Origin of the sequence: Cytobacillus oceanisediminis (genome assembly GCF_007830235.1) — a bacterium.
GTDB classification, from domain to species: domain Bacteria; phylum Bacillota; class Bacilli; order Bacillales; family Cytobacillaceae; genus Cytobacillus; species Cytobacillus oceanisediminis.
Genome location: NZ_VLKI01000019.1, coordinates 1 through 22,182 on the forward strand (window position 1 = coordinate 1; position 22,182 = coordinate 22,182).

A 22,182-nucleotide genomic window follows, 5' to 3' on the forward strand; every position below is an offset into this window, starting at 1 on the left:
AGTGATTCATTTGGCGTTCTTTTTTCTCTTCATCACTTGAACTGTCAGGTCCATGACCATATGAATATTGTTTACCTATTGGTTGGTCGAATCGATGCACCTGATTTTCACGATACCATTTCATCCACGTTTTGATTTGAGACACATTTTTAATCCCATACTTCTCCATGATTTCTTGATTCGTAAACTGACCACTCATCTTATCTTTAACTACTGCCCATTTAACCTCATTTGAATATACGTTTTTGCCCACGCAAAAACACCTCCGAATTAACACTTTAATTAAGTGTACCATTTCGAAGGTGTTTTATAGTGTCTCATTTATCTAGGTTAGTCTAGTTCCCTTTTGGCAACATGATGGCTCTTTATTACTCGACCATATATGGATGGTTTAGCACGTCATAATCAGCATCCCTGTTTTTCAGTTCATTCCCTTCCTTAAATACACATTCGAAAAATCTGGAAGCCGGTTCCGCAAGTTCCTTATAATAATCACTGAACAAAGCAGCGGCATGGCTGCCAAGCCACTTGTCAGGAAGAAGTTCCTCCGGAAGTCCCGGATCAACAAAGAGGAATTTCCTGTACTCATGGACTAGCTTTGTTCTTTCTACAAAGCATTCAGCATCACTCATATTGCCTCTTTGTATTTTATTTTTATCAATTATATATTTTTGGCTGTACTCAGAAATAAATTCCTGGTATCGGTCATTAATTTCCTGCAGATTCCAGCTCTTTTCAACAATTTCAATATTTTTATGCGGCCCTGCATATCTGGCAATAAAGAAATCAACATAATTGGCAATATCGTATTTCTCAATCAAATCAAATACTTGCTTCTCCAGGTTATTCGCAGAAATCCAACAGCTGCTGGACATGGATCCAAAACCGCTCCAAACAAGCTCCTTGCGCAATTCATCCCGTACATTTCGGATTTCTTCCGGAATGGTATACATGAGAATCCGCCAGTGGCCATCCCATTCCTCCGGCTTTAATTTAAAAATACGCTTTGCTGCTTCCTCAATCCTTTTCTGGCCTCTTGGTGTTAAAGAGTAATAGCTTTTATTGCCGATCTTTTCAGCCTGTACCCACCCTTGCTTATTCATTCTCGAAATGGCCGCCCTGACAGACTGGTCATTATGGCCAAATTCGCTTAAAAGCTTGATGAGGCTGCCAATCCAGATTTTGCTTCCATAGTGTGATATATAATCTCCATAAAGTGTAAAAATCATTGACCTTGTATTCAACTTGCTTCCATCCTCATTTCATTAAGAGAGTTACACGGAAAAAATACGTTATATAACAATTGTACTAAATTTATTTGGTTTTGAAAAATATTTTTTCGGAATACTAAATATCCTGTGAATAAAAAACCATAGAGAACCTGGTCCCCTATGGTTTTGGGCAATTAGTTTTCAACACGTTTGACGATTGTTGAGATCCCCTGGCCGACTCCCACACACATGGTGGCAAGGCCATATTTAGAGTTCCGCCTTTTCATTTCATGTAAAAGAGTCGTCAGGATTCTCGCACCGCTTGCTCCCAGCGGATGGCCGAATGCAATCGCCCCTCCATTCACATTCACGTGTTTAGGATCTGCTTCAAGCTCTTTTATACAGGCAAGTGATTGGGAAGCAAAAGCCTCATTCAGTTCTGTTAAATCAATATCCTCTATTTTAAGTCCGGCTCTATTCAGTGCTTTCCATGTTGAAAAAACTGGGCCGACTCCCATGATTGATGGTTCCAATCCTGCTGTTGCGGAAACTACGTATTTCCCCAGGGGCGCAAGACCTAGTTTCTTGGCCTTTTCGGCTGACATCAGCAGCAAAGCTGATGCGCCATCATTCACTCCTGAAGCATTTCCTGCAGTTACCGTTCCGCCCTTAAAAATCGGCTTTAACCCTGAGAGTTTTTCATAGGTTGTTTCCGGGCGCGGATGTTCGTCCTGAGCTATAGTGATTTCATTTCCTTTTCTATCCGTATAAGTGACAGGTATGATTTCATCTTTAAAAAGGCCTTTTTCTATCGCCAGCTTTGCTTTCATCTGGCTCTCCAAGGCAAACTGGTCCTGCTCTTCACGCGTTATTCCAAACCTTTCAGCAACATTTTCTGCTGTTTCGGGCATACTTTCCGCTCCATATATTTCTTTCAATTTACTATTTGTAAAACGCCAGCCAATTGTTGTGTCATACATTTCCATGTTGCCTCTTGGAAATTCGCTGTTCGGTTTGGCCATGACGAATGGCGCTCGTGTCATGCTTTCAGTACCGCCAGCAATGAAAATGTCGCCTTCTCCGGCCAGTATGGCCCTGGCGGCATAATTAACTGCATCCAGTCCTGAACCGCACAGCCGGTTTACGGTAGAAGCTGCGACCTCCACTGGCAAACCGGCAAGAAGCGCTGACATTCTGGCAACATTTCGGTTATCCTCACCTGCCTGGTTGGCATTCCCAAATATGACCTCTTCAATTTCCTGAGGATCTATATTAGGATTCCGCCCGAGCAGGGCTTTTATGACCATGGCACCCAAATCATCTGGACGAATACTTTTTAATGCCCCTTTATATCGCCCGATCGGTGTCCTGACTGCATCTAATATGACCACTTCTCTCATTGTGCAAATTCCTCCTTGGCGGAATAATCGTATACTCCTCTGCCCGATTTGCGGCCGAGTCTGCCTGCCTTCACATACTGCTCAAGAAGCGGTGCAGGACGATATTTTTCACCCAGCTTGCTGTGCAGATAGTTTAGGTTATTCAGGCGGGTATCAAGCCCGACAAGATCCCCCAGCTCAAACGGGCCCATCGGGTAATTCAAGCCGAGCTTAATGGCTTTATCAATTTCCTCAGGGGTTCCTACACCTTCCTGAAGCATATAAAATGCCTCATTTCCGACAAGCGCACTGATTCTGCTCGTCACGAATCCAGGAAACTCATTGATTACAACCGTTTCTTTCCCCATTTGCTCAGCAGCTCTTCTAATCGCTTCTGCAGTTTCATCACTTGTTTCCAGCCCTTTAATGATTTCCACCAGGGGCATTTTATGGACAGGATTGAAAAAATGCATGGCAATCACTTTATCAGGCCGTTTTGTATATGACCCAATCTCTGTCGGGCTCATAGTGGAAGTATTGGTTGCAAAGCAGCAGGTCTCAGAAGCGTGCTGATCGATTACTTCAAATATATTTTTCTTAATGTCCATCACTTCAGGCACCGCTTCTATGACAAGGTCAGCCTCTTTCAAATGCTGGGCCAGGCTTACTGAATATTGAAGACGGCTTTTGCTTTCTTCCATTTCCGTAAAAGTTAACTTTTTTCGGGCTAGCCCTCTTTCAAATATGTTATTAATCTCTTTTTCCGCATTGGCTAATTGTTCCTGGCTGATATCAACCAGAGTGGTTTTAAATCCTCCGACTGCACTAACATATGCAATTCCGCGCCCCATTACGCCAGAACCAATCACTACAAGATTTTTCAATTGAAAGCCCCCTTTCAGATTTTTAAAAGTCTCTGTTTAAACTTGCCTGCTGATTTCCACTCCAGGCTCCCAAGCTTTCCGCGGGCGGTCCGACGCTCCTCGGCGTAAACGCCTGCGGGGTCTCCTTTTGACTCGCGTTTCCCGCAGGACATTGAATAAGCAACCTCGAGTATGCACCGAAGGAAGAAAATGCGAATGTATTTTCGAGGATCTCGTGCCTTCCGCTCCAATCAACAGGGTGCCAAAATATACAATGAGCTTTAACATAATCTTATAAAAAGACGAGCACCCGAAACGAGATGCTCGTAAATTAGAACATATGACGGGCAAATATTTTGCTGATTGATGCCGGTGCCCTTACCTGGCTTCCGGCAGATTATTTTACTTCCCTTGAAAAACAGGCTTGCGTTTTTCCATAAAAGCCTTGACGCCTTCTTTATGGTCAAGGGTAAGGCCAGCAATGCGCTGCCCCTGTGCGTCCCGCTCCAGGCTCTCTTCCAAGGTGGATTCCCAGCTTGCCTTCAAATTCTTTTTTATGAGGCCAATTGCGGCTGTCGGCATTTTGGCTAGTCTTTCAGCAAATACTGAAACCTCATCATGCCATTGTTCCAGCGGAATCACCTTTGTAGCGAGGCCGTGCTCCTTTGCTTCCTGTGCAGATATTTTTTCACCGAGTACCGCGAGCTCCATGGATCTTGCATGACCAATCAGCTTTGGCAGAAAATACAGATTTCCTGCATCGGGGACTAATCCCACATGGATAAAAGCTTCTATGAAGCTAGCTTTTTCAGAAAGAAGGCGAAAATCGCATGCCAATGCCAGGCTCATCCCGGCTCCTGCTGCAACACCGTTAACCGCTGCAACGACCGGCTTTTCACATTTATCCAGTTCCATTACCATAGGGTTATAAAATTTTCGGAGTACCTGCCCATGATCCATATTCTCGTTTACACCTTCAAGGTCCTGGCCTGAGCAGAAGGCGCGGCCTTCACCTGTGATGACGAGGCAACGGACCTCCATATCTCTGCTTGCCTGCTTAATTGACTGTTGAACCTCTTTATTTACCTGCTCAGTAAACGCATTCAATTTATCAGGGCGATTTAGAGTGATCCAAGCTACACCATTTTTCACTTCATATTTGACTGTTTCGAACATATGCTATGTACACCTCCTCTATTTCCCTTTAAAATGAGGCTTTCGTTTTTCGATAAATGCCTGCATACCTTCTTTTTGATCATCTGTAGAGAATAATAGATAGAAGTTTTTTCGCTCAAATTCCATTCCTTCATTTAAAGGAGTGTCCACCGCTTTAAGGATGGCTTCTTTTATAAGCCGAATGGAAATCGGCGCCTGATTGGCAATTTGTTCAGCCGCTTTCATGGTCTCCTCCATGAGAAGCTCCTTGGAAATCAGCTGGTTGACAATGCCATGGTGAAGCGCTTCGCGGGCAGAAATCCTTTTTCCTGTAAAAAGCCATTCCATCGCCTTCGTTTTACCAGCGAGCTTCGTAAGCCGCTGTGTACCCCCTGCACCGGGCATGACACCTAGATTTACTTCCGGGAAACCGAATTCTGCATCATCAGCCGAATAAAGCAAGTCACAGCATAAAGCAAGCTCAAATCCTCCGCCAAGTGCGAAGCCCTGCACCGCACCGATGATCGGTTTTTTGATCATGGCAAGGCGGTCCCAATCCTTGAATTGGTTTCGGAGCTCAAAATCAATTGCGTTATCATTGGCCATTTCATCAATATCAGCACCGGCAGCGAAAGCCCTGCCCTTGCCGCTTAATACGATGGCACGTACGCCGATGTCGGTCTCAAAGCTTTCCATGGCATCAAGAATTTCTGATACCATTGGCCGGTTGATGGCATTGAGAACTTTCGGCCGGTTCAAAGCTATTAATCCAAGCTGGTCTTGCTTTGAAACTTCAATATATTCATAGGTTTTACTCATCTGCTTCCTCACCAATCATAAGGGTGATCAAATCACCTGCAAACTTCATGGCATCTTTGCCTGATGCCTTTCCTTCGTCTGTCCTCATAGCAGTTTGCAGCGCATCATGGCTGTCATAATACATTTCACACATCAAATAGTACTTCCCTTCGCCCCCCATAGGACTGCCAACAATTTTTGTAACCTCCATTTTACGAAGACCCGGAATTTTGGCTGTGATTGGCGCATGCGTATTAAAATAATGGTCATCAAATGCCTCCTTATTTTCGGGGTGTTTATAAAGAGCGATTAATTTTACCATTTGGTCAACTTCCTCTCGGTTTTGTATTTGGTTGTTCAATTAAAAGTATTCCTGCAAATGAATTGATATGTGATAAGCTTTGATCACGAAAGAATTTAGTTTTAACCTAAATCTCCAGGAGTTGTCTAACATGTGTCTTGGTTTATTTAGCATATTATTGAAAATTACTGGCACCTTGCGTATTTTATCTTGCATGTTTGAAGATTTATCTAGCATGTTCTGAAATTTATCTAACATTAGGTACAATTTGTACTGATAATGGCGGAAAAAACTATGCCATATGAGCATTTTTCGAAATATGCTTCACTTTTAAAAGTTTCGAAACTATTTTTCCGATATATGCATCACTTTCCGATTTTATGCGTTACTTTTCCACAGTTATGTGCCACTTTTGAAATTTATGCGTCACTTGTTGGTCTTTCGGCACTCTGGACAAAAATAAGAATTTTCCCTTCCTACATCATTGTCGATACTGGCTTCATTGCCTCAAATGGGTTCCGGCAGGATTTACAGTACAAAATACTGCGGCATGCAGTCGGTCCGAAGAGGTTATCCATCGTGGTGTAGGCCGATCCGCAAAACGGGCATTCAACATGCCATTCCCCTGTTTCGCTGATCAATTCAGGCGGCGGGGCAATACCGAATTCTTTTAGCTGGATTCTTCCCTTTTCTGTAACCCTGTCAGAGGTCCATGGCGGATGATAGATAAACTGGACTTCTATTTTCTCAAAGGAGCCCAGCTTTCCCAATTCGGCTTCTACATTTTTCCGAATAATGTCCAGCGCCGGGCAGCCCATAAAAGTTGGAAGAAGTTCTACCATAACTGTACTCCCCTCTGCCTTTAAATGCTCAACCATCCCCAAATCAACAATTGAAATAGAGTCTATTTCAGGGTCCTTCACATTATGAAGCGCTTCTAACGCTGCTTTTTCCATTACTTGAATTTGCTCCATATTTATCATCCCTTAAAAAAACTTACCAGCTTGCAGCCGGATCTACGTTATACACTTCGCTTAAAGTGGATAAAGCGGCATCAAGGTCAGCTGTATGTTCCCCTTTGCGGCCATTTCCATTTTTCATTGCGAAAACAGACTCGGATACCGATAGATTTACAGATTCAAAGACAGGCTCCATCATAAAAAGCCAGCGCTGTTTTAACCTCTCTTCAGCTTCAATCAGACCATGCTCTGCAATTTCATTCCCAAGCGGTCCCAATGTAAGCACGCCTTCAAAATCGCCAAGAACCTTTTTGATCGCAGCTTCCATTCTCGGCCTTGCTTCGCCGCCTGCCTGCATTAACTGCACAAACCAGGTTTTCCAGTGAAGGAGATGATAGTAAAGCTCCATATTTACCTTTAATGCCACATCGGCTAACGGCTGATAAGATGAATTTTTCAATGAGTCCATTCGGACCTTCTTGGCCTGTACGTAAAAATAGTTTCTTACAACAGCGAAGGCCCAGTCGTATTGGGCTGTGGATAAGTAATGCCCCGGGCCATTTACCATTTCCAAAAGAACGGCATTTTTACGCTCGGACGCTTCCCTTCCGTGGGCAAGGCTGTCTATATTTCCTTCTCCAAGATCCTCCAGCAGCTGATAAAACATCGCCGCATGGCCCATCGTATCCTGGCTGATGGATGAAAAAGCTACATCCTCCTCAATATGCGGGGCAAGGCCAAGCCATTCAGAACCGCGGTAGGCAAGGATGAAGTCATCGTCAGCAAGCTGGTATAATAAAGCAGTTAGAGCTGATTTAATAGCTGGATCGAATGGCTTATTATCAGGCTTATTCACTTTTCTTCATCCCTCCCCATGATAAAATTTCCTTTTCGTCAAGCATTTCCTGTTCATAATGGCGCCACTTCTTCTTCAAGTAGCCGTATCCTTTTGTAGTTCGGTATTCTTTATTATCCAGCCGCATGAGTGATTGCTTTTCCTCCGGAGTCATTTTCCTTACATCGGACCGTTTAACAACCCAAATGTCTGCGACCGGTTCTCTCCTCATAAAATTTTCCTGTGCCATGACGAGGGCAAGCTCCCGATTTGGCGCCAACAGCGAAAATTGATATTGCAAAGAAGAGGTATCTGTTCTTTTGCTGAACACTTCAAATTCCTGATAAAATCCTTCGCTTCCCAAAGCGTTCCCTCCCATCTGGTCCGGTTAATTTGCTGTATTTAGAGCATCTCTCACCCATTCGTTTGTATCATAAGCTGTTTGGCGGAGGCCGAGGCGTTCCTTTGATTTCGGTCCATTATTTTTAATAATGTCCTTAAATTTGTTCCAGTCCGGCTGTTTATAGACCCAAAGATTCTGTTGCTGATCGAACTGCATCGTTTCATCAGGAACGGTTAGACCGAGCGAGAGAACACGCGGAATATACTTTGTAAAGAAATCCTGCCTTAGTTCTTCGTTCGTCTTTGTCCGGATTTTATATTTGATAGTTGTATCCTGCTTGGAAGTGCCAGTGGTGGTAGCATCTCCCGGTCCAAAGAACATTAGCAAAGCCTCCCACCAGCGGTTCACCGCATCCTGGACCATGGCTCTTTGCTCATCGGTCCCTTCTGCTAACGCCATGATAATCGCTTCACCATGCTGGGCATGGAATACTTCCTCAGCACAAATTCTTTTGAGTGCACGGGCATAAGGGCCATACGAGGCATTAAGCATATTGGTCTGAGTAATGATGGCCGCACCGTCAACCAGCCAGCCAATCAATCCAGCATCACCCCATGTAGGCGCCTCCATATGAAAGACGTTGTGGAACTTTAGCCTGCCGCTGAATAGATCCTGCATGATGTCCTCACGCGTTTTCCCGAGCGGCTTCATTAAGTCCTCTGCAACACGGAGCAGCAGCTGTCCATGCCCCATCTCATCCTGTACCTTTGCCATAATTCCAAGCTTGCGTTTTAAAGAGGGAGCTTTCGGCACCCACTCTTTTTCCGGCAGAGCCCCCATAATTTCACTGATTCCGTGCATGGAAATCAATTTAATTAAGGTCAGCCGGTAATCTTCAGGCATCCAGTCATCCGCTTCAATTTTTTCGCCTGCCTCGATACGCTTTATAAATTGCTCATATTTTTGTTCTTCGGTCCATTCCTGATAAGAAATTACTCCAGACAAAAAGTTCACCCCCTGTTTTGTTACGAGTCTTGCAAGTCCTATTTAAACAACTGCATTTTCCTTCGTTCGATCCACAACCCTTACAGCTTTGCCTTCCGATCTTGGCAAGGTTTTTGGCGGATGGACTTCAAGCTGTATGGTTATAAAGCAATGCTGCCTCAAAGCATGCTGAATCTTCCTTTTTATCAAATCAGCGTCTATCATTTCCTTGAAAAATCCTTCGCTCCATTCTGCATGAAGCTCCAATGACTTAAGGCTTCCTTTTTGCAGTAAATGAATCTGGTAATGAGGGGCAAGTTCCGGAATCTGCAAAAGACAATGCTCGATTTCGGAAGGAAATAGATTAACGCCATTTACATTCAGCATATCGTCAATCCGGCCTTTTACCCGGCTCATTCGAATCGTAGTTCTTCCGCAGCTGCACTTCTCTTTAGAAAGGGAAGCAATATCACCTGTTCGGTAGCGAATCACTGGAAAAGCTTCCTTTGTTAAGCTGGTGAAAACCAATTCACCCTGCTCTCCGTTTGGAAGCGGTTTCATTTTTACTGGATCAATAATCTCTGCGAAAAAATGATCTTCTGCTATATGCAATCCATCCTGCACTTCATGGCACTCCATGGCTACTCCTGGTCCCAACACTTCGCTTAGCCCATAAATATCGCATGCTTTAATGCCCAGTTTTTTTTCTAACGTATGCCGCATCTCTTCCGACCATGGTTCTGCACCAAAAATGCCGTACTTTAAAGAAGCTTTTGAAGGATCTAAACCCTTTTCTTCCATCTTTTCAGCCAAATTCAATATATACGACGGAGTGCCGCAAATAACCTCAGGCTCAAAGTCCCGTATCAGCATAATCTGCCGGTCAGTATTACCGCCAGATATAGGGACAGTGGCCATTCCGAGCAGTTCACTTCCATAATGGAGTCGCAGCCCTCCGGTAAACAATCCATATCCGTAAGCATTATGCAAGACCTGTCCCGGCTGGCCTCCTCCGATTGCAATCGCTCTGGCAACAAGATTCCCCCACATCTCGATATCATTGCGTGTATACCCAACAACAGTCGGCTTACCGCTTGTTCCAGAGGAAGCATGAAGCCGGATAATATCCTTCTTATCCACGGCAAAAAGCCCGAATGGGTAATTTTCACGTAAATCTGCTTTAACAGTAAATGGCAGCTTCCGAATATCCTCCAGACTGTTAATATTCTCAGGTGCAATATTACTTTCCAAAAACTTTTTCCGATAAAAAGGTACTTTGTTAAATACTCTCTCCGCTGTCTGCTTGAGCCGGTTCAACTGCAATTCCTCTATAAAATCGCGGCTTTCCGTTTCAATATCATGCAGGATCAAGCCAAAACCTCCCAGAAAATTATCATTTTAAGATAACACTTTTATATAACGTTTATATATCGTAATATATATTAAGTGTCATATATTTAACACAAAGATACCGTGTAAATAGGAAAAAGTCAACTTATTTTCAGAAAATTTACTAATTTATTTTTTCAGTTAACGGATCAATCCTCTGAGCGAAAAGCACATAAAAAAAGCCAACAAAAACAGTCGGCTTTTTATCTATAAAAACAAATTTTATTGCCATTCCTTCAATTTCTTTATAATAATATTCTTCCAAATTGAAATAAGAGGCTCTTCACCTTTTGCTGTTTGTTGTTTCTTCCATTCGTTATAACTGGCGACAGTGATGAGAAGTGAGCCGGCTATTAAGAGATAAGCCCACCAAGGGAGGCTGCCCCAATATGGTCTTGTCTGAAGCAGTACGTTTAGCAAAAGTACTCCTGAACCGACAAAGAAATATGCTTTTATTCGGAAGAAAGTTCCTGCCAGCATGGAAAGAAGTGAAAGCGTGCCGACAATCAGCGCATCATAAACCGTATTGCTTGCAAGCCCATCCTGTACGAGCAGCAATGAAACACTGATGAGCAGAGCCCATTGCAGCCTATTTGTAAGCTTGCCATATCGGTCTTTGAGAATTTTTCTTGTTAAAATAATCAGAGCAATCCATGGAAGCACGTAAAGTTCCCTTGTTAAAAGTGCGGGAATCTCAATGTGACGCAGTAAAGCATAATACGGTTCCAATAGAACAAAACCGGAAAGCAATCCTGGCATCCAGAAGTGGTTAGATGGAATTCTATTGCGCTGCAAATAAATAAAGATGCTGATTAATAAACCCGGAAGAACTTTTGCCCATAAATCCTCTGCATGAAATAGATAGATTGAAAGGAAGAATAAGAAGGCTGTAATGGTATAGCTGTCTGCCTGTTTCCTCTTGCCTTCGAATAAGAAAGTCCGGTTGTAAATGGTTTTGCCGATAATGGCCAGGATCAAACCAAACCCAGCCGCGGTAAGAGTCTTAAACTCAGGTGAAATTTGATTAATATACAGGAATTTCATTGTGCCAATAAAAATTAAAAACAGTGGAATTCCTGACAATATATCTAATTTCAATCTGTGTAAGTAAGCAATTAATCCAGCTGCATATAAAACCGAAACAACAAATGGAACCCACCCAAATGGATAAGCTGAAAGAAATGCCAAAATGCCGACCACAGACCAAGGAATAAGAAAGAAAATGCTTCTCTGTTTATCAGCCTGGTGTGCATGAAGCCAAAATGCAAAAATAATACAGCTTACCAGCAAGAAAGCAAACTCACTGTACTCACCATCCCTAATATGATCCATTCCAGTTAAAATGGACATGAACAGTGCAAGGAATGCGCTATATAGGAAGACTTTCACTTTCCACTCTTTTCGGGAAACTCTCGAACTGATCCAATAAACTCCCAAAGCGCCCAGAAAGCCCCAAATGCTATTTTCCCTATACATGAATAGTGTCAGAAACATTGCGAGCGGCATGTAAAAATGGCCAATCCAAGAAAAGCCTTTTGCCAATATTGAATCTTTTTTCAATAAAAAATAAGCAATAGCCAGGAGAATAAATGCACCTATTGGCAGCTGAATCCAATTGAAATATTCAAAGTTAACTCTTGCTAGGGTTAGACCATTTATTATAGAGAAGTATGCAAGCAAAGAAACCGTTGCCGCAAAAAACGGCACCCATACTTGTTTTATCGCAAAATATAGTGCCAGATACATAGCCACACCGCCCAATAGGATTGCCGGCCTCACCCAAACATCATTGATTGGCAATACGAGTGCTGAAAATAATGAGATCGAATAAAACCCCTGTGCGATGAAAAAAGCATTTCTGGCAGCAGTTTTATGATTCTTCCATTTTAAAACATAAGTTAACACCAAGAGTACAGCACTAGCCATAACCGTATTCATCGCCATCCCAAGTGAATCATGATACAAGCTAAAGGTCCTGCGCATTTCTTCTCCATAGAACATAAAAGCGAACCCTATGGAAATCGGGATGGCCCATGGTGCTGCCTCTGTATAAAAGCTTCTTTTTTCAACCGTATTAACCAGGAACATCACAAAACTAAAAATTAAAAGCATGGTTCCGGCTGCCATCCAATCCCAAAGGCCTATTGCAAGCAATATGGAAAATACCATGATGCCATTTCCCACATCACGTGAGCTTGAATCGATGACTTTTAGCATCGGATGCTTTAGTGAATATCCTATGCTTATAAAAAGCACAAAACCGATAAAGAATACTGGGAGAATAAAATTTTTAAAACCAAATGCCTGATCAAGCATGAGCATAATCTCATACAGTGCAGAGGCTATAAAAATGGGGGCAAGGTACGCAAAAAGCACATTAGCCATCATTTTTGCCAAATAAATAAACTGTACGGCTAGAATAATGTACGCCAAAAGCAATGCAGCGGACGGTTCATTCATCCTAAGAAGTATGCCTTCAACCGAAATATAGAGAAACGCCAGGATTGAGACAATTGAACTCGTAACCCTGAACACTTTTTCCCAAGGATAATGATGATCCATCATCCTCGGCACTAACAGAAATCCTGTTCCAACCAGCGCATAGAATACCGGAGCAGCCACATCTAAAACGGAATGTTCAATAAGCTGGTAGGCACCGTAGACAATCAATAAACTAAAAACAAAGTGGAATTCCTTTTTACCAGTAACATAGACCATTGATAAATAAATAGCTGCAGATACTAAAATATTTACACTGTAAAAAACAGGGCTATTAAAGAAAGCGAGCATTAAAATCGTAGAGAGCACCAAATTAATTTGTGCAAAATAAACAAGCTCTTTTGAAAACAGCTTTAAGTCTTCATGGTTTTTGATTCTGTGATAGGCAGCTGCAAGCAAAGCGTTAAAAAGCATGAGGCCTAAATAGAAGCCATCTTTTTCAAGCTTGAATGCTGCTAATGTATATCCTGCACTGGCACTTAGGGCAATATAAGCAAACCAGACAAATAAACGAGAACTTAACTTCTTTGCAAGAATACTGTATATCGGTACAATTAGAAAACTTCCAGCCGCTCCAAGTATGAAACGACCTTCTCCATAAAATGAAAAATACGGGCCAAGCAATTTAAACCATCCAACAGATAAAATAAAGATTGGCAAGAATAAGCTGCCGAGAACAATGAAAGCAAACGATGTTCTCTCAATTTTTAATATTTTATTTGAAATATAGGCCATTCCATAGAAAAGAAGGGAAACAAAAGCAATAGAGCCGCTCTTCATCCAATTGGACATCGTGTCCCAGTTGCTCGTGGCGACAAACAGCCCGCCAATCAGCAGGAGGATGACTCCGATATTCAACAGCCAGGAGATGTTTCTTTCCCTGGCTTCTTCTGGTGATAATTTCTTTTTTGGTTTAACCGGCTGCTGGGCAGGCTGCCTTGTATTTTGTTTTATAACAGCAGCATGGATCAGCTCATGCTCCTGCCTCTTTTCGTCAAGGTTAGAATAATATTTATTATGTGCACTCATGGTGATTGCATAATGTTCATCTGTTATATAGCCTTTTTCTTTAAGTTTTGCCAGTTCAAATTGGAAAATGCTTTTATGGTATTTTTCAGTTTGAGAATCCATTACATCACCTCTTCTATAACAATCATTGGAATTGCAATCATTTTATACTATTGGTGTAATTTTACACATATTTAAACTGATAATCAATCCCCCCTTTTGGTAAAATTTAAAAGTTTCTCCTGCATAGTCTAATTATCGTTTAGAGCTGCCAATGCGCCTTCTTTCCCGATCCACATAGGACCAAAATCAACAAGGCGCTTTAACATAGCCTTCTTTTTAGGAACCCGCATTTAATAACCAGGCTTTTTAACAAAACCAAATTAGCAGTAGGTCTCTTATCAAGAGTTCTCCTATTTAAATTATTTATTTAAATGCAGGAAACAGAGGTATAAAAAGGGATTTATCCAATACTTCTGAACCTTTTCCTTCAACTGCTAAAGATTAAACCCTCGGAAAATGTACATTTCTTAGGGTTTATAACCTATTAAAAAAAGCCTATTATTATATCCGATAAATTTCTGAATAACAATTCTATCCGAAAAATATTTTTTACATTATATTATTCTAGAAATTTATTAATTTTTACGGAGGAATCACCTTTGAAAAAACTGCAACTATTATTTTTAACTTCTGTTCTATTATTCGGTTTGTTCCCTGCAGTAAGCTATGCAGCTCCAAACGAGGAAGAACTGGCTGCATTTTTACAGGAAATAAATTGGACTGAAGAGGGCTTAATTGACCACCTGGAATATTTTTGGGATGTAAATATGGAAGATTTTGAAACGATGGAAGATTTAATTGAGTTCCTGGGTGAGCCAATTACTGAAGAAAACCTGCAGCAGCTCTTGGCTGACTATGGTTTCGAGAATGAGGAAGAATTAACAGCAATGCTTGTTGAAAATGGAGAAATGGAAGCAAATGAAAATGTTCGTGGCGTTTTCAAATATATTGACGCTTTGGATTCGACAACTTCTTTTCTGACATATACAGGTACAGAAATTAATGCAGAAACTCTTCAGCAGCTGCTTGAAGACTACGGCCTTACTATGGAAGAACTTAACGCTCTCCTTAAGGAAAACGAAGATGCTTTGGAAAACTATGAGTATATTGAAGACCTGGATATCATGGTTTCCATTTATCTTGGTGCAGATGAAATGCCAGGTGAAGATGAGCTGACTCAAATGCTTGCAGATATCGGCCTTACTGACGAAGAACTTGAAGCATTAATGACACACTTTATGACTTTGGATTTTGAAGATCCAGCCCTTCTTGACAAAATGATGGACCTGGAAAGCCGCTTAATGGCGTTTGGCGATTTTGAAAGTGCTGAGGAACTGAACGAAGAACAAATTGCTGAACTTATTAGCATTATGCAGGAAATGATGGATCTGTTCCAGCTGGATGCAGAGTTTTATCTCGTTAAAGGCAATGAAAAAATTCATTTAACAACAGAGGAAATGATGGTATTAGAAGAGACAAATGGCTTTGACTTATTGATCGAGCTGTTCAATACAAAAGGCGAATTCCTTGCTGATATGGTCATTACAGCTGATATGTTCAGTTCAGAGCTGATTGAAGATACAATAGGCGATTTGAACCAGGCTGAAACGGTTATTAAGAAACAGGAACCAGTTAAAGCCAAGCCTGCTCCGAAGAGTGTAAAAACAGTTAAAGGCGGCAAGCTGCCAAATACTGCCGGCAATTATGCTGAAGGTATTCTTGCCGGAATGGGTCTAATTGTATTAGGAGCGTTCATTTTCCGCAAACGGAAAGTGAAATCTGCGTGAACAATAAGACTGTATTAAAGGCCGTTCTTGGTTCGGCAGTTATTATTATAGGAATTTGGCTTGTATTTTCAAATATACAGCCCTTTTTCTACGCTGAACAAACTACAGCCCAAATTGATCAGAAACCTATAGAGCAACAAAATCATCAGCATGTGTCAAAGGCAGAGAAAACTGATGGATCAACCTTGTATCCGGTACGACCTGCAACGGGGGAAGAGATTGGCGAGCTGTCAATACCAAAAATATCATCAAGCCTCCCGATTTTCCATGGTACCAACGAAGATGAACTGGAAAAAGGGGTCGGTCATTTTGCGGGAAGTGTACTCCCGGGCGAAGCTGACAACTCTGTCCTTTCCGGCCACCGGGATACCGTATTCCGAAAGCTTGGCGAAGTAACAGTAGGCGATTTACTGGTAGTCAACACGTCTGCAGGCGAGTTTACCTACAAAGTCCGCAAAGTAAGAATAGTTGATGCAGACGACAGAACAGTCATCGTACCTAAGCCGAGAGCAACCCTGACTGTCACAACTTGTTACCCGTTTGATTTTGTCGGGGATGCACCACAGCGATATATCCTGGTTGGTGATTTAGTGAGAGAATAGAAAAACCCGCTTATTATGCGGGTTTTTAAAGAGAAGGCCATTTAGAGGCCTTCTTTTTTATTGAGTAATTGTCACTAATTTGACGTCTGCAAAGTCAAAGCGATGGTAATTGTCATCGGAATCAGTAACTTCAACGAATCCTTCGAGATCCTTAATGCTCCCAATAACCTCGGATTTGTTTTCTGCTTCAACTACTTCAGTAACAGTTACGTCTTTTTCAAATGTGTAAATAATCTTAAACGAATTCATATGTGTAAAACTCTCCTTTCGCCTTATTTCTTCCCGTTAATACAGAGTTTAAACTAGTAATTTTCTTTGGTGTAATATTTCCAATACAGTATTCCACCTTTGAAACACCTGTATTTAAAAGAAAACAAAACAAAATAGCAAAAAGAAAGCAAGTGCTAGCTAGTTGATATCCGACAGATATCAACCTATATCAACAAATTTATAACATCCTTCGTCTAATTCACCGATAAAAGGACAAGTTTCTCCGAGTGTGAATAAACTTAAACGGTGCATGGCTCTTGTACAATCCGTATAAAAAAGCTTCCTTCCTCTTTCTTTACTATAATCTGAAGCATTGTAAATCACGACAGCATCAAATTCAATCCCTTAGGTGATCACCAATGGCTACTCCGGTATCATACATTCCTTCTATTACACCATTCGAATGATGAATTGCCGTTTTAAAGTCATTTCACCATGAATAGTTCCGGTTGTTGTGCAATACTTGGCAGCCCCTGGTGAGTAATCATAATAAAGGCTTGAAATTGGAGCTCGCCAATCGTATATGATAAAATTTTCATCATTCTCATCCATAAGAGAAGTGCTAATCACTTTGTTTACATAATTAAATTATTGACCACCCGATACTATCAAAAAAAGGAGTCCATCATTTAATCTGGACTCCTTTCTTGATTCTTATTCACCTAAGTCAACATTATGGTACACCCGTTGAACATCTTCCAGATCTTCCAGAGCATCAATCAGCTTTTCAAATTGAGCTTGTGCATCAGAATCCAGTGTAACTTCATTTTGAGGAAGCATCGTTAATTCCGCAACTGTAAACTCTGTAATGCCTTCTTCTTTAAAGGCTTCCTGAATAGCATGAAATTGATCTGGCTCAGCGTAGACGATTACGGTTTCATCTTCTTCTAAAATATCACGGGCGTCTACGTCTGCTTCCATTAAGATTTCAAGCACTTCTTCTTCGGATTTGCCTTCAACGCCAATTACAGCTGTTGAATCGAACATGTAGGCTACTGAACCGCTCACTCCCATATTGCCTCCATTTTTACCAAATGCAGCACGTACATTGGAAGCAGTGCGGTTTACGTTATTTGTCAGCGCATCAACAATGATCATGGAACCGCTTGGCCCGAATCCTTCGTAACGAAGCTCGTCATAATTTTCTTCCGCTCCGCCTTTGGCTTTTTCAATCGCACGATCAATGATATTTCTTGGCACATTATATGTTTTTGCACGTTCAAGTACAAATTTTAAAGCCTGGTTTGCTTCAGGATCAGGTTCGCCCTGTTTAGCAACTACATAAATTTCAAGTGCGAACTTGGAATAAACACGACTTGTATTCGCATCCTTTGAAGCTTTCTTTTCTTTAATATTGTTCCATTTACGGCCCATATGTCCCACTCTCTTTCAGCTTTGGATCTATAAAAAGGTAATTATATGTAATGGAATTCTTCTTCAACTGAAGAACTCATACCCCATTATTATACATTAAGTGTGGGGACTTTTTCGAGTATATACTTTTAATTCCATTAAAAAAGGAAACCCGCGGGTTCCCTTTTTTAATTATTTAAGTCTTGGTCTAAAAATATTTTATTATCTAAATAACAAAATCCTATACTGCGGCCTAGAAGGGAAAAAAGCCAATACAACTTGTATTGACTTTGAGTTTGGTCAGATTTACACACTAAATAAAGGCAGCAGGCAGTGATTTCGATTGGTTCTTTTTCAAGAATAGGTACAAGAAAAAGAAAACTCCGGCACTGGATCCTCTTAGGATTGTGGAAACGATCATCGCCATATCAATGCTCGTTTGCTCGAGGAGATAGACGCCGAATTGCGGAGCAACAAAGGCCACTAGTGCAAGCAAAATATTATAATTGGAAATAAAGACACTCCGCTTTTCTTCCTCTGTTACCTCCAAGAGCTGGTTAAATAGGATAAGAACTGTACCAGACACAAACAGCCCGCTAAAGCCATTCACTAAAACAAGATAGATCATATTAGGAGAAAGAATCGTCAAAACAGGTGCGCTGGCCATTCCAGCAGAGACAAGGATCATCATTTTTGCATTGCTATGTTTATCAGCCATTCTCCCCCACCATTTGTAGCTGATAATTTGCGCCAGTTGGTTCGCTACTGTAAATAAACTGATCCACAGTGCTGTTGCTCCCGCATACTTAATCTGATAAATGCTAAATAATGACCATGCCATTTGCCAGCCGAAATTGAAAAAGAGGCTGCAAAACAAAAAGTAGAGAAAAGGCTTATGCCTGAAAACCTCCAACCCGAAACATAAGCGCTTTTTCTCTCTCTTTTTTTCCTTCTTCTCTTCCTTATGCTTCAGTAAATAATAAACCTCTATTAAGCCGAAAAGAAACGCAGAGACAAACAAAACTTGAAATGGAAATGGGCTTGTTTTGTCAAATTGCTGGAGAAGGATGCCGATCAAAAATGTAGAAAACATACCAACTATCGTGAGAACTTTATTTCGTTCGCTAAAGAATCCGCTTCTCCGGTCATCAGGGATCAGATCGCCTATAAAACTCTGCCAGCTCAAATTTGCGAAGGATCCCGGCAGATTCATAAAGCCGACAAGAAGAACAAAGGCCCAGCTTCTATATTCAGCAGGCAAATACATAACGAAAAATATCAAGAATAAAAAGAGCCTTGCCGCCAGGAAAGAATATGCCGTAAATCTTTTCTTCTCTTCCAGGCGATTCAAAATCATGGATCCTATCACCATGGCAAACATGCCAATAAACTGCGGTAACGAGCTGATAAGCCCTATTTGAAAATTTGTTGCTCCGAGCACACTGATGGCAAACAGCGGAAAATAATTATTACTAATGTTTAATACAATGGTTGTTGCAATTCCATTACGGATACTGAGCTTCTCATTCTGCTTTGTTTCACTTAGCGGGAGTGCCATCGGTCATCTTCCTTCATAAGATATATACATTTCTATTTCGATACACTAAATATTTTCTTAGTAATCATAATCCGGTACCCCTTTTTTGGCAATACTTTTATGAAAAATTTTCAAAATAAAAAACCTCTTTAAAAGAGGTTAGCACACGGCATTATTTAGACGGCCTTAGATGACGTTTTCCCTTCTATCATCAGGATGGCTTCTTCATTCTTTGCTATCTTTGTTAATTGAGCGTCAAGCCGCTGGTGGATTTGTGTAATTTCCTCGCTTAACATTTGCTTTAAAGTCGTTTCTTTAATAATCTCCAAAAAATCCTTCATTTCTTCTCTCTGGAAAGAATCCATTTTTTCAACAATTTCCTTTATATCTGTGAGATCGATTTGGTTAACCATTACTCGGTGTTCAATGCTATCCACCTTTTCTAGGCGGTCCAATCTGTGTTCAAGTATTTTTACATTTTTATCGATTTGGATCAGCTGATTCTTTATCTCTTTGTTGCTTTCCAGCAGCTGCTTCAATAGCTCCTCCATCATTATCTCTCCTCGTCTTTTGTTAGACCAATTTTATCACCTCTGTTCTTTTAAAAGCTGTGAATATTTCGTTACAAATGTATTGAAATGGAAAACAACAAAAAAGAGACACAAAAGAGCCTCTAATTTGCCTTTATTAATTCCTCTAAAACTTTTTGAACCGCGTATCCTTCTTTAAAAGATACCAGCTTTGCTGAATCACCTTTGATTGCTTTAAGCAACTCTCCGGCAAGGCTGCTTGTATCAGAACTTTCAAGTGGGATGATTACCCCGTTGTCTGCAGCTGTACTCTGGGAAAGAATGCCCCAGTTCACCATGTCCAATGTTCCTTTGTCACCGAAGACTTTAAATGAAAGATGGTCTTTCTGTCCAATACCAGCTATTCCGTTAAATAGAACAGGAATACCTCGTGGAAGCTTCATTGAACTGATAAAGCTTGTTTCGCACAAAAGTTCATCCTCAGGATATTCAACAAAAGAATTAATATCGCACATTTCCCCGAAAACATCATGGATCATTTGAATAAAATGGGGAGCTACTTCCCGGATAAATCCACCCTGCTCTCTGCTTGAGATCCATTCATTTTTCTGCCACGCGCGAGGCCATTGGGTAAAATGCAGATGAAGTTCTACTTTTTTGATTTTTCCCAGGTCTCCGCTCTGTATCTTTTCTTTAAATACCTGATAGGCCTGGCTATATACCATTGGAAAATTCATGGCATGGACAATTTTGGCCCGTTCAGCTGCTTCAACCATTTCTTTCGCTTCTTCAACCGAATTGGCAAGCGGCTTTTCACACAGCAGATTCTTGCCTCTTCTGATTATATCCATCGCAATTGAATGATGGAATTTAGGCGGAGCCCCTAAATAAATGAGCTTAATCGTTTCGTCCTGAAGCATGTTCAAATGATCTGTGTACATTGCTGCATCCGGCAGCTCATTCTTAAATTTGTTTAAACGGTCAACGTTTCGATCACAGAGGGCTGCAATTTCAAATTCTCCATGCTGCTGAAATTGATGTAATATCCTTTCACCGATAGCTCCCATTCCAATTAGCCCCAATTTAACCTTTTCACTCAAATTCCTTCACCTGCTTATATAGATTCATAGCACCTAGATGAATTATACAATTTATTTGAAAAATGCAAAAGTTATATTTTTTTGATCGCTATTTCTTAAGGATTATTAGTTTATTAAAACAGATATAACAAAACCAGACCCCAATCTGTTTATATGAAGAAATCACAGCCGATTAAATTGGACATGTAAATCTCCAGCACGCTTGCTGGAGATTTTTTAGTTAATTATACTGGCCAATATATGGATAGAAAAATATAGAATGGGAATCCTGATTATAACAATACTTTTAGGAGGTATTATCATTGAACCTGGATAAAGATATGCAATTCGAAATCAAAAGCTGCTTTGCTCCGAATCTTTACCGTTCTCAGACTCTTAAGATCTTGGAGGTAACCCCGAGCAGTGTTGTCATTCAAATGGATAGATCCAGCGGGCGTGGCGTTTTTCCTGCAGATAACTTCCACTATTGGATTAAAAGAGGTTCACTTATTAAGCTGAATGACCATCATAGAAGAACATCTTAAAACACTGGTTTAGGCCAGTGTTCTTTTTTTATGGCTATGGTAAAGCTCAATGCTGATTTTGGCATTATGTTAATTGTAGGGAAGGCTCGAAACTTTACGAAAATGTATTCCCATTTCCTTCGTGCAGTGTTTATTCGAAGAAGAAGGTTCAGCCCTTTACGAAATGGCATTTCACGAAGAGCTCGATGACAGGCAGCTCGATACACAAATGGCTGCCATTGAACTAATTAATGTGTTAAGGCCGATTGTTGCGATTGCCACATTTATTACCTTTGCTGCGCTTGCTTTACATGAGCATCCGGAGGTAAAAGTTAAGCTCCATTCCGGTGATCGCGAAGCCCTGGTGAAGGTATCACGGTCGAAGTCATGAAAGCTAGCATAGATTTTCTAGTAAACAAAATCGAGTTTGACATTACAGTTCAAAATTTGAGCTATAGTTTTGTTCGAATGCCTACCTTTCCGGAAAGCTAATTTGTGATGGAGAATATTAGGTGGAAATAATATAGAAAGCAGCCTGCAACTTTGGTTAGCAGGCTGCTTTCTATTTGGAATAAATTAACTTAATTGTGAACTTTACGAAGAAACTGCCAAAACTTGAGAACAAAATGGTGAAATTGCGAAGAAACCTCTAAAACCTACGAACAAATTCAGTAATTTAGCGAAGAAATCATAAAAATTAGCGAATAAACATA

At 41.0% G+C, this 22,182-nt stretch carries 21 protein-coding genes and 2 pseudogenes; 4 read left to right on the forward strand and 19 right to left on the reverse strand.

Going from position 1 to position 22,182, the window contains the following annotated elements:
* From IQ19_RS21900 to IQ19_RS21960, 13 genes are all read right to left on the reverse strand, one after another.
* Positions 1–253 (reverse strand): transposase (locus IQ19_RS21900; RefSeq protein ID WP_144545097.1); only part of this gene is annotated, 253 nt, incomplete at its 3' end.
* Positions 254–368: 115 nt separating this feature from the next.
* Complete coding sequence (paaX, locus tag IQ19_RS21905) at positions 369–1,244, reverse strand: phenylacetic acid degradation operon negative regulatory protein PaaX (protein ID WP_144545099.1); 876 nt, start codon at positions 1,242–1,244, stop codon at positions 369–371.
* 161 nt (positions 1,245–1,405) lie between these two features.
* Positions 1,406–2,611, reverse strand: coding sequence for an acetyl-CoA C-acyltransferase (locus IQ19_RS21910; protein ID WP_144545101.1), 1,206 nt, complete (start codon positions 2,609–2,611; stop codon positions 1,406–1,408).
* The gene (locus IQ19_RS21915) at positions 2,608–3,474 is read right to left on the reverse strand and encodes a 3-hydroxyacyl-CoA dehydrogenase (RefSeq protein ID WP_144545103.1); all 867 of its coding nucleotides are present in this window, start codon (positions 3,472–3,474) and stop codon (positions 2,608–2,610) included. The genes IQ19_RS21910 and IQ19_RS21915 overlap by 4 nt, the downstream gene beginning before the upstream one ends.
* 381 nt (positions 3,475–3,855) lie before the next feature.
* Positions 3,856–4,629, reverse strand: a complete 774-nt coding sequence (locus IQ19_RS21920) for an enoyl-CoA hydratase-related protein (RefSeq protein WP_144545105.1) — start codon at positions 4,627–4,629, stop codon at positions 3,856–3,858.
* An 18-nt stretch (positions 4,630–4,647) separates the two neighbouring features.
* Entirely contained in the window at positions 4,648–5,427 is a 780-nt protein-coding gene (locus tag IQ19_RS21925; RefSeq protein ID WP_144545107.1) for an enoyl-CoA hydratase-related protein, read from the reverse strand.
* The gene (locus IQ19_RS21930) at positions 5,420–5,728 is read right to left on the reverse strand and encodes an EthD family reductase (RefSeq protein WP_144545109.1); all 309 of its coding nucleotides are present in this window, start codon (positions 5,726–5,728) and stop codon (positions 5,420–5,422) included. The genes IQ19_RS21925 and IQ19_RS21930 overlap by 8 nt, the downstream gene beginning before the upstream one ends.
* 455 nt (positions 5,729–6,183) lie before the next feature.
* The gene (gene paaD / locus IQ19_RS21935; RefSeq protein ID WP_144545111.1) at positions 6,184–6,681 is read right to left on the reverse strand and encodes a 1,2-phenylacetyl-CoA epoxidase subunit PaaD; all 498 of its coding nucleotides are present in this window, start codon (positions 6,679–6,681) and stop codon (positions 6,184–6,186) included.
* Positions 6,682–6,703: 22 nt separating this feature from the next.
* Entirely contained in the window at positions 6,704–7,522 is an 819-nt protein-coding gene (gene paaC / locus IQ19_RS21940; RefSeq protein WP_144545113.1) for a 1,2-phenylacetyl-CoA epoxidase subunit PaaC, read from the reverse strand.
* Entirely contained in the window at positions 7,515–7,865 is a 351-nt protein-coding gene (paaB, locus tag IQ19_RS21945; protein WP_144545115.1) for a 1,2-phenylacetyl-CoA epoxidase subunit PaaB, read from the reverse strand. The genes paaC and paaB overlap by 8 nt, the downstream gene beginning before the upstream one ends.
* 24 nt (positions 7,866–7,889) lie before the next feature.
* Positions 7,890–8,849: a 1,2-phenylacetyl-CoA epoxidase subunit PaaA gene (paaA, locus tag IQ19_RS21950; RefSeq protein ID WP_144545117.1), complete on the reverse strand. Its 960-nt coding sequence runs from the start codon at positions 8,847–8,849 to the stop codon at positions 7,890–7,892.
* A gap of 42 nt (positions 8,850–8,891) precedes the next feature.
* Positions 8,892–10,199 (reverse strand): phenylacetate--CoA ligase family protein, encoded by a 1,308-nt coding sequence (locus tag IQ19_RS21955; protein WP_144545119.1) that lies wholly within the window; start codon positions 10,197–10,199, stop codon positions 8,892–8,894.
* Between the two features lie 240 nt (positions 10,200–10,439).
* Positions 10,440–13,847, reverse strand: a complete 3,408-nt coding sequence (locus IQ19_RS21960; RefSeq protein WP_144545121.1) for a hypothetical protein — start codon at positions 13,845–13,847, stop codon at positions 10,440–10,442.
* A gap of 539 nt (positions 13,848–14,386) precedes the next feature.
* Between IQ19_RS21960 and IQ19_RS21965 the strand changes: the two genes are divergently transcribed.
* Positions 14,387–15,574, forward strand: coding sequence for a processed acidic surface protein (locus IQ19_RS21965; RefSeq protein WP_144545123.1), 1,188 nt, complete (start codon positions 14,387–14,389; stop codon positions 15,572–15,574).
* Positions 15,571–16,176 carry a class D sortase gene (locus tag IQ19_RS21970; protein WP_144545125.1) on the forward strand — a complete coding sequence of 202 codons (606 nt, stop codon included), beginning with the start codon at positions 15,571–15,573 and terminating at the stop codon, positions 16,174–16,176. Before IQ19_RS21965 ends, IQ19_RS21970 begins: the two co-directional genes overlap by 4 nt.
* Before the next feature lie 57 nt (positions 16,177–16,233).
* On the opposite strand, the gene IQ19_RS21975 is transcribed toward IQ19_RS21970, so the two are convergent.
* From IQ19_RS21975 to IQ19_RS22000, 6 genes and pseudogenes are all read right to left on the reverse strand, one after another.
* The gene (locus tag IQ19_RS21975; RefSeq protein ID WP_144545127.1) at positions 16,234–16,425 is read right to left on the reverse strand and encodes a hypothetical protein; all 192 of its coding nucleotides are present in this window, start codon (positions 16,423–16,425) and stop codon (positions 16,234–16,236) included.
* 367 nt (positions 16,426–16,792) lie between these two features.
* A pseudogene (locus IQ19_RS28695) lies at positions 16,793–17,007 on the reverse strand (hypothetical protein); the annotation flags it as partial.
* Between the two features lie 93 nt (positions 17,008–17,100).
* Positions 17,101–17,820, reverse strand: coding sequence for a YebC/PmpR family DNA-binding transcriptional regulator (locus tag IQ19_RS21985; protein ID WP_144545129.1), 720 nt, complete (start codon positions 17,818–17,820; stop codon positions 17,101–17,103).
* A 292-nt stretch (positions 17,821–18,112) separates the two neighbouring features.
* On the reverse strand, positions 18,113–19,357 hold the full coding sequence (locus IQ19_RS21990) for an MFS transporter (protein WP_144545131.1): 1,245 nt from the start codon (positions 19,355–19,357) through the stop codon (positions 18,113–18,115).
* A gap of 155 nt (positions 19,358–19,512) precedes the next feature.
* The gene (locus IQ19_RS21995) at positions 19,513–19,890 is read right to left on the reverse strand and encodes a hypothetical protein (RefSeq protein ID WP_144545132.1); all 378 of its coding nucleotides are present in this window, start codon (positions 19,888–19,890) and stop codon (positions 19,513–19,515) included.
* Between the two features lie 119 nt (positions 19,891–20,009).
* Positions 20,010–20,966: a Gfo/Idh/MocA family protein gene (locus IQ19_RS22000; RefSeq protein WP_144545134.1), complete on the reverse strand. Its 957-nt coding sequence runs from the start codon at positions 20,964–20,966 to the stop codon at positions 20,010–20,012.
* Between the two features lie 302 nt (positions 20,967–21,268).
* Here IQ19_RS22000 and IQ19_RS22005 point away from each other — a divergent pair, with 302 nt between their 5' ends.
* A complete protein-coding gene (locus tag IQ19_RS22005) occupies positions 21,269–21,490 on the forward strand; it encodes a hypothetical protein (RefSeq protein WP_144545136.1) in 222 nt (73 codons plus the stop codon).
* A 142-nt stretch (positions 21,491–21,632) separates the two neighbouring features.
* Positions 21,633–21,961 (forward strand): annotated as a pseudogene (locus tag IQ19_RS22010) (hypothetical protein); the annotation flags it as partial.
* Between the last annotated feature and the right edge of the window lie 221 nt (positions 21,962–22,182).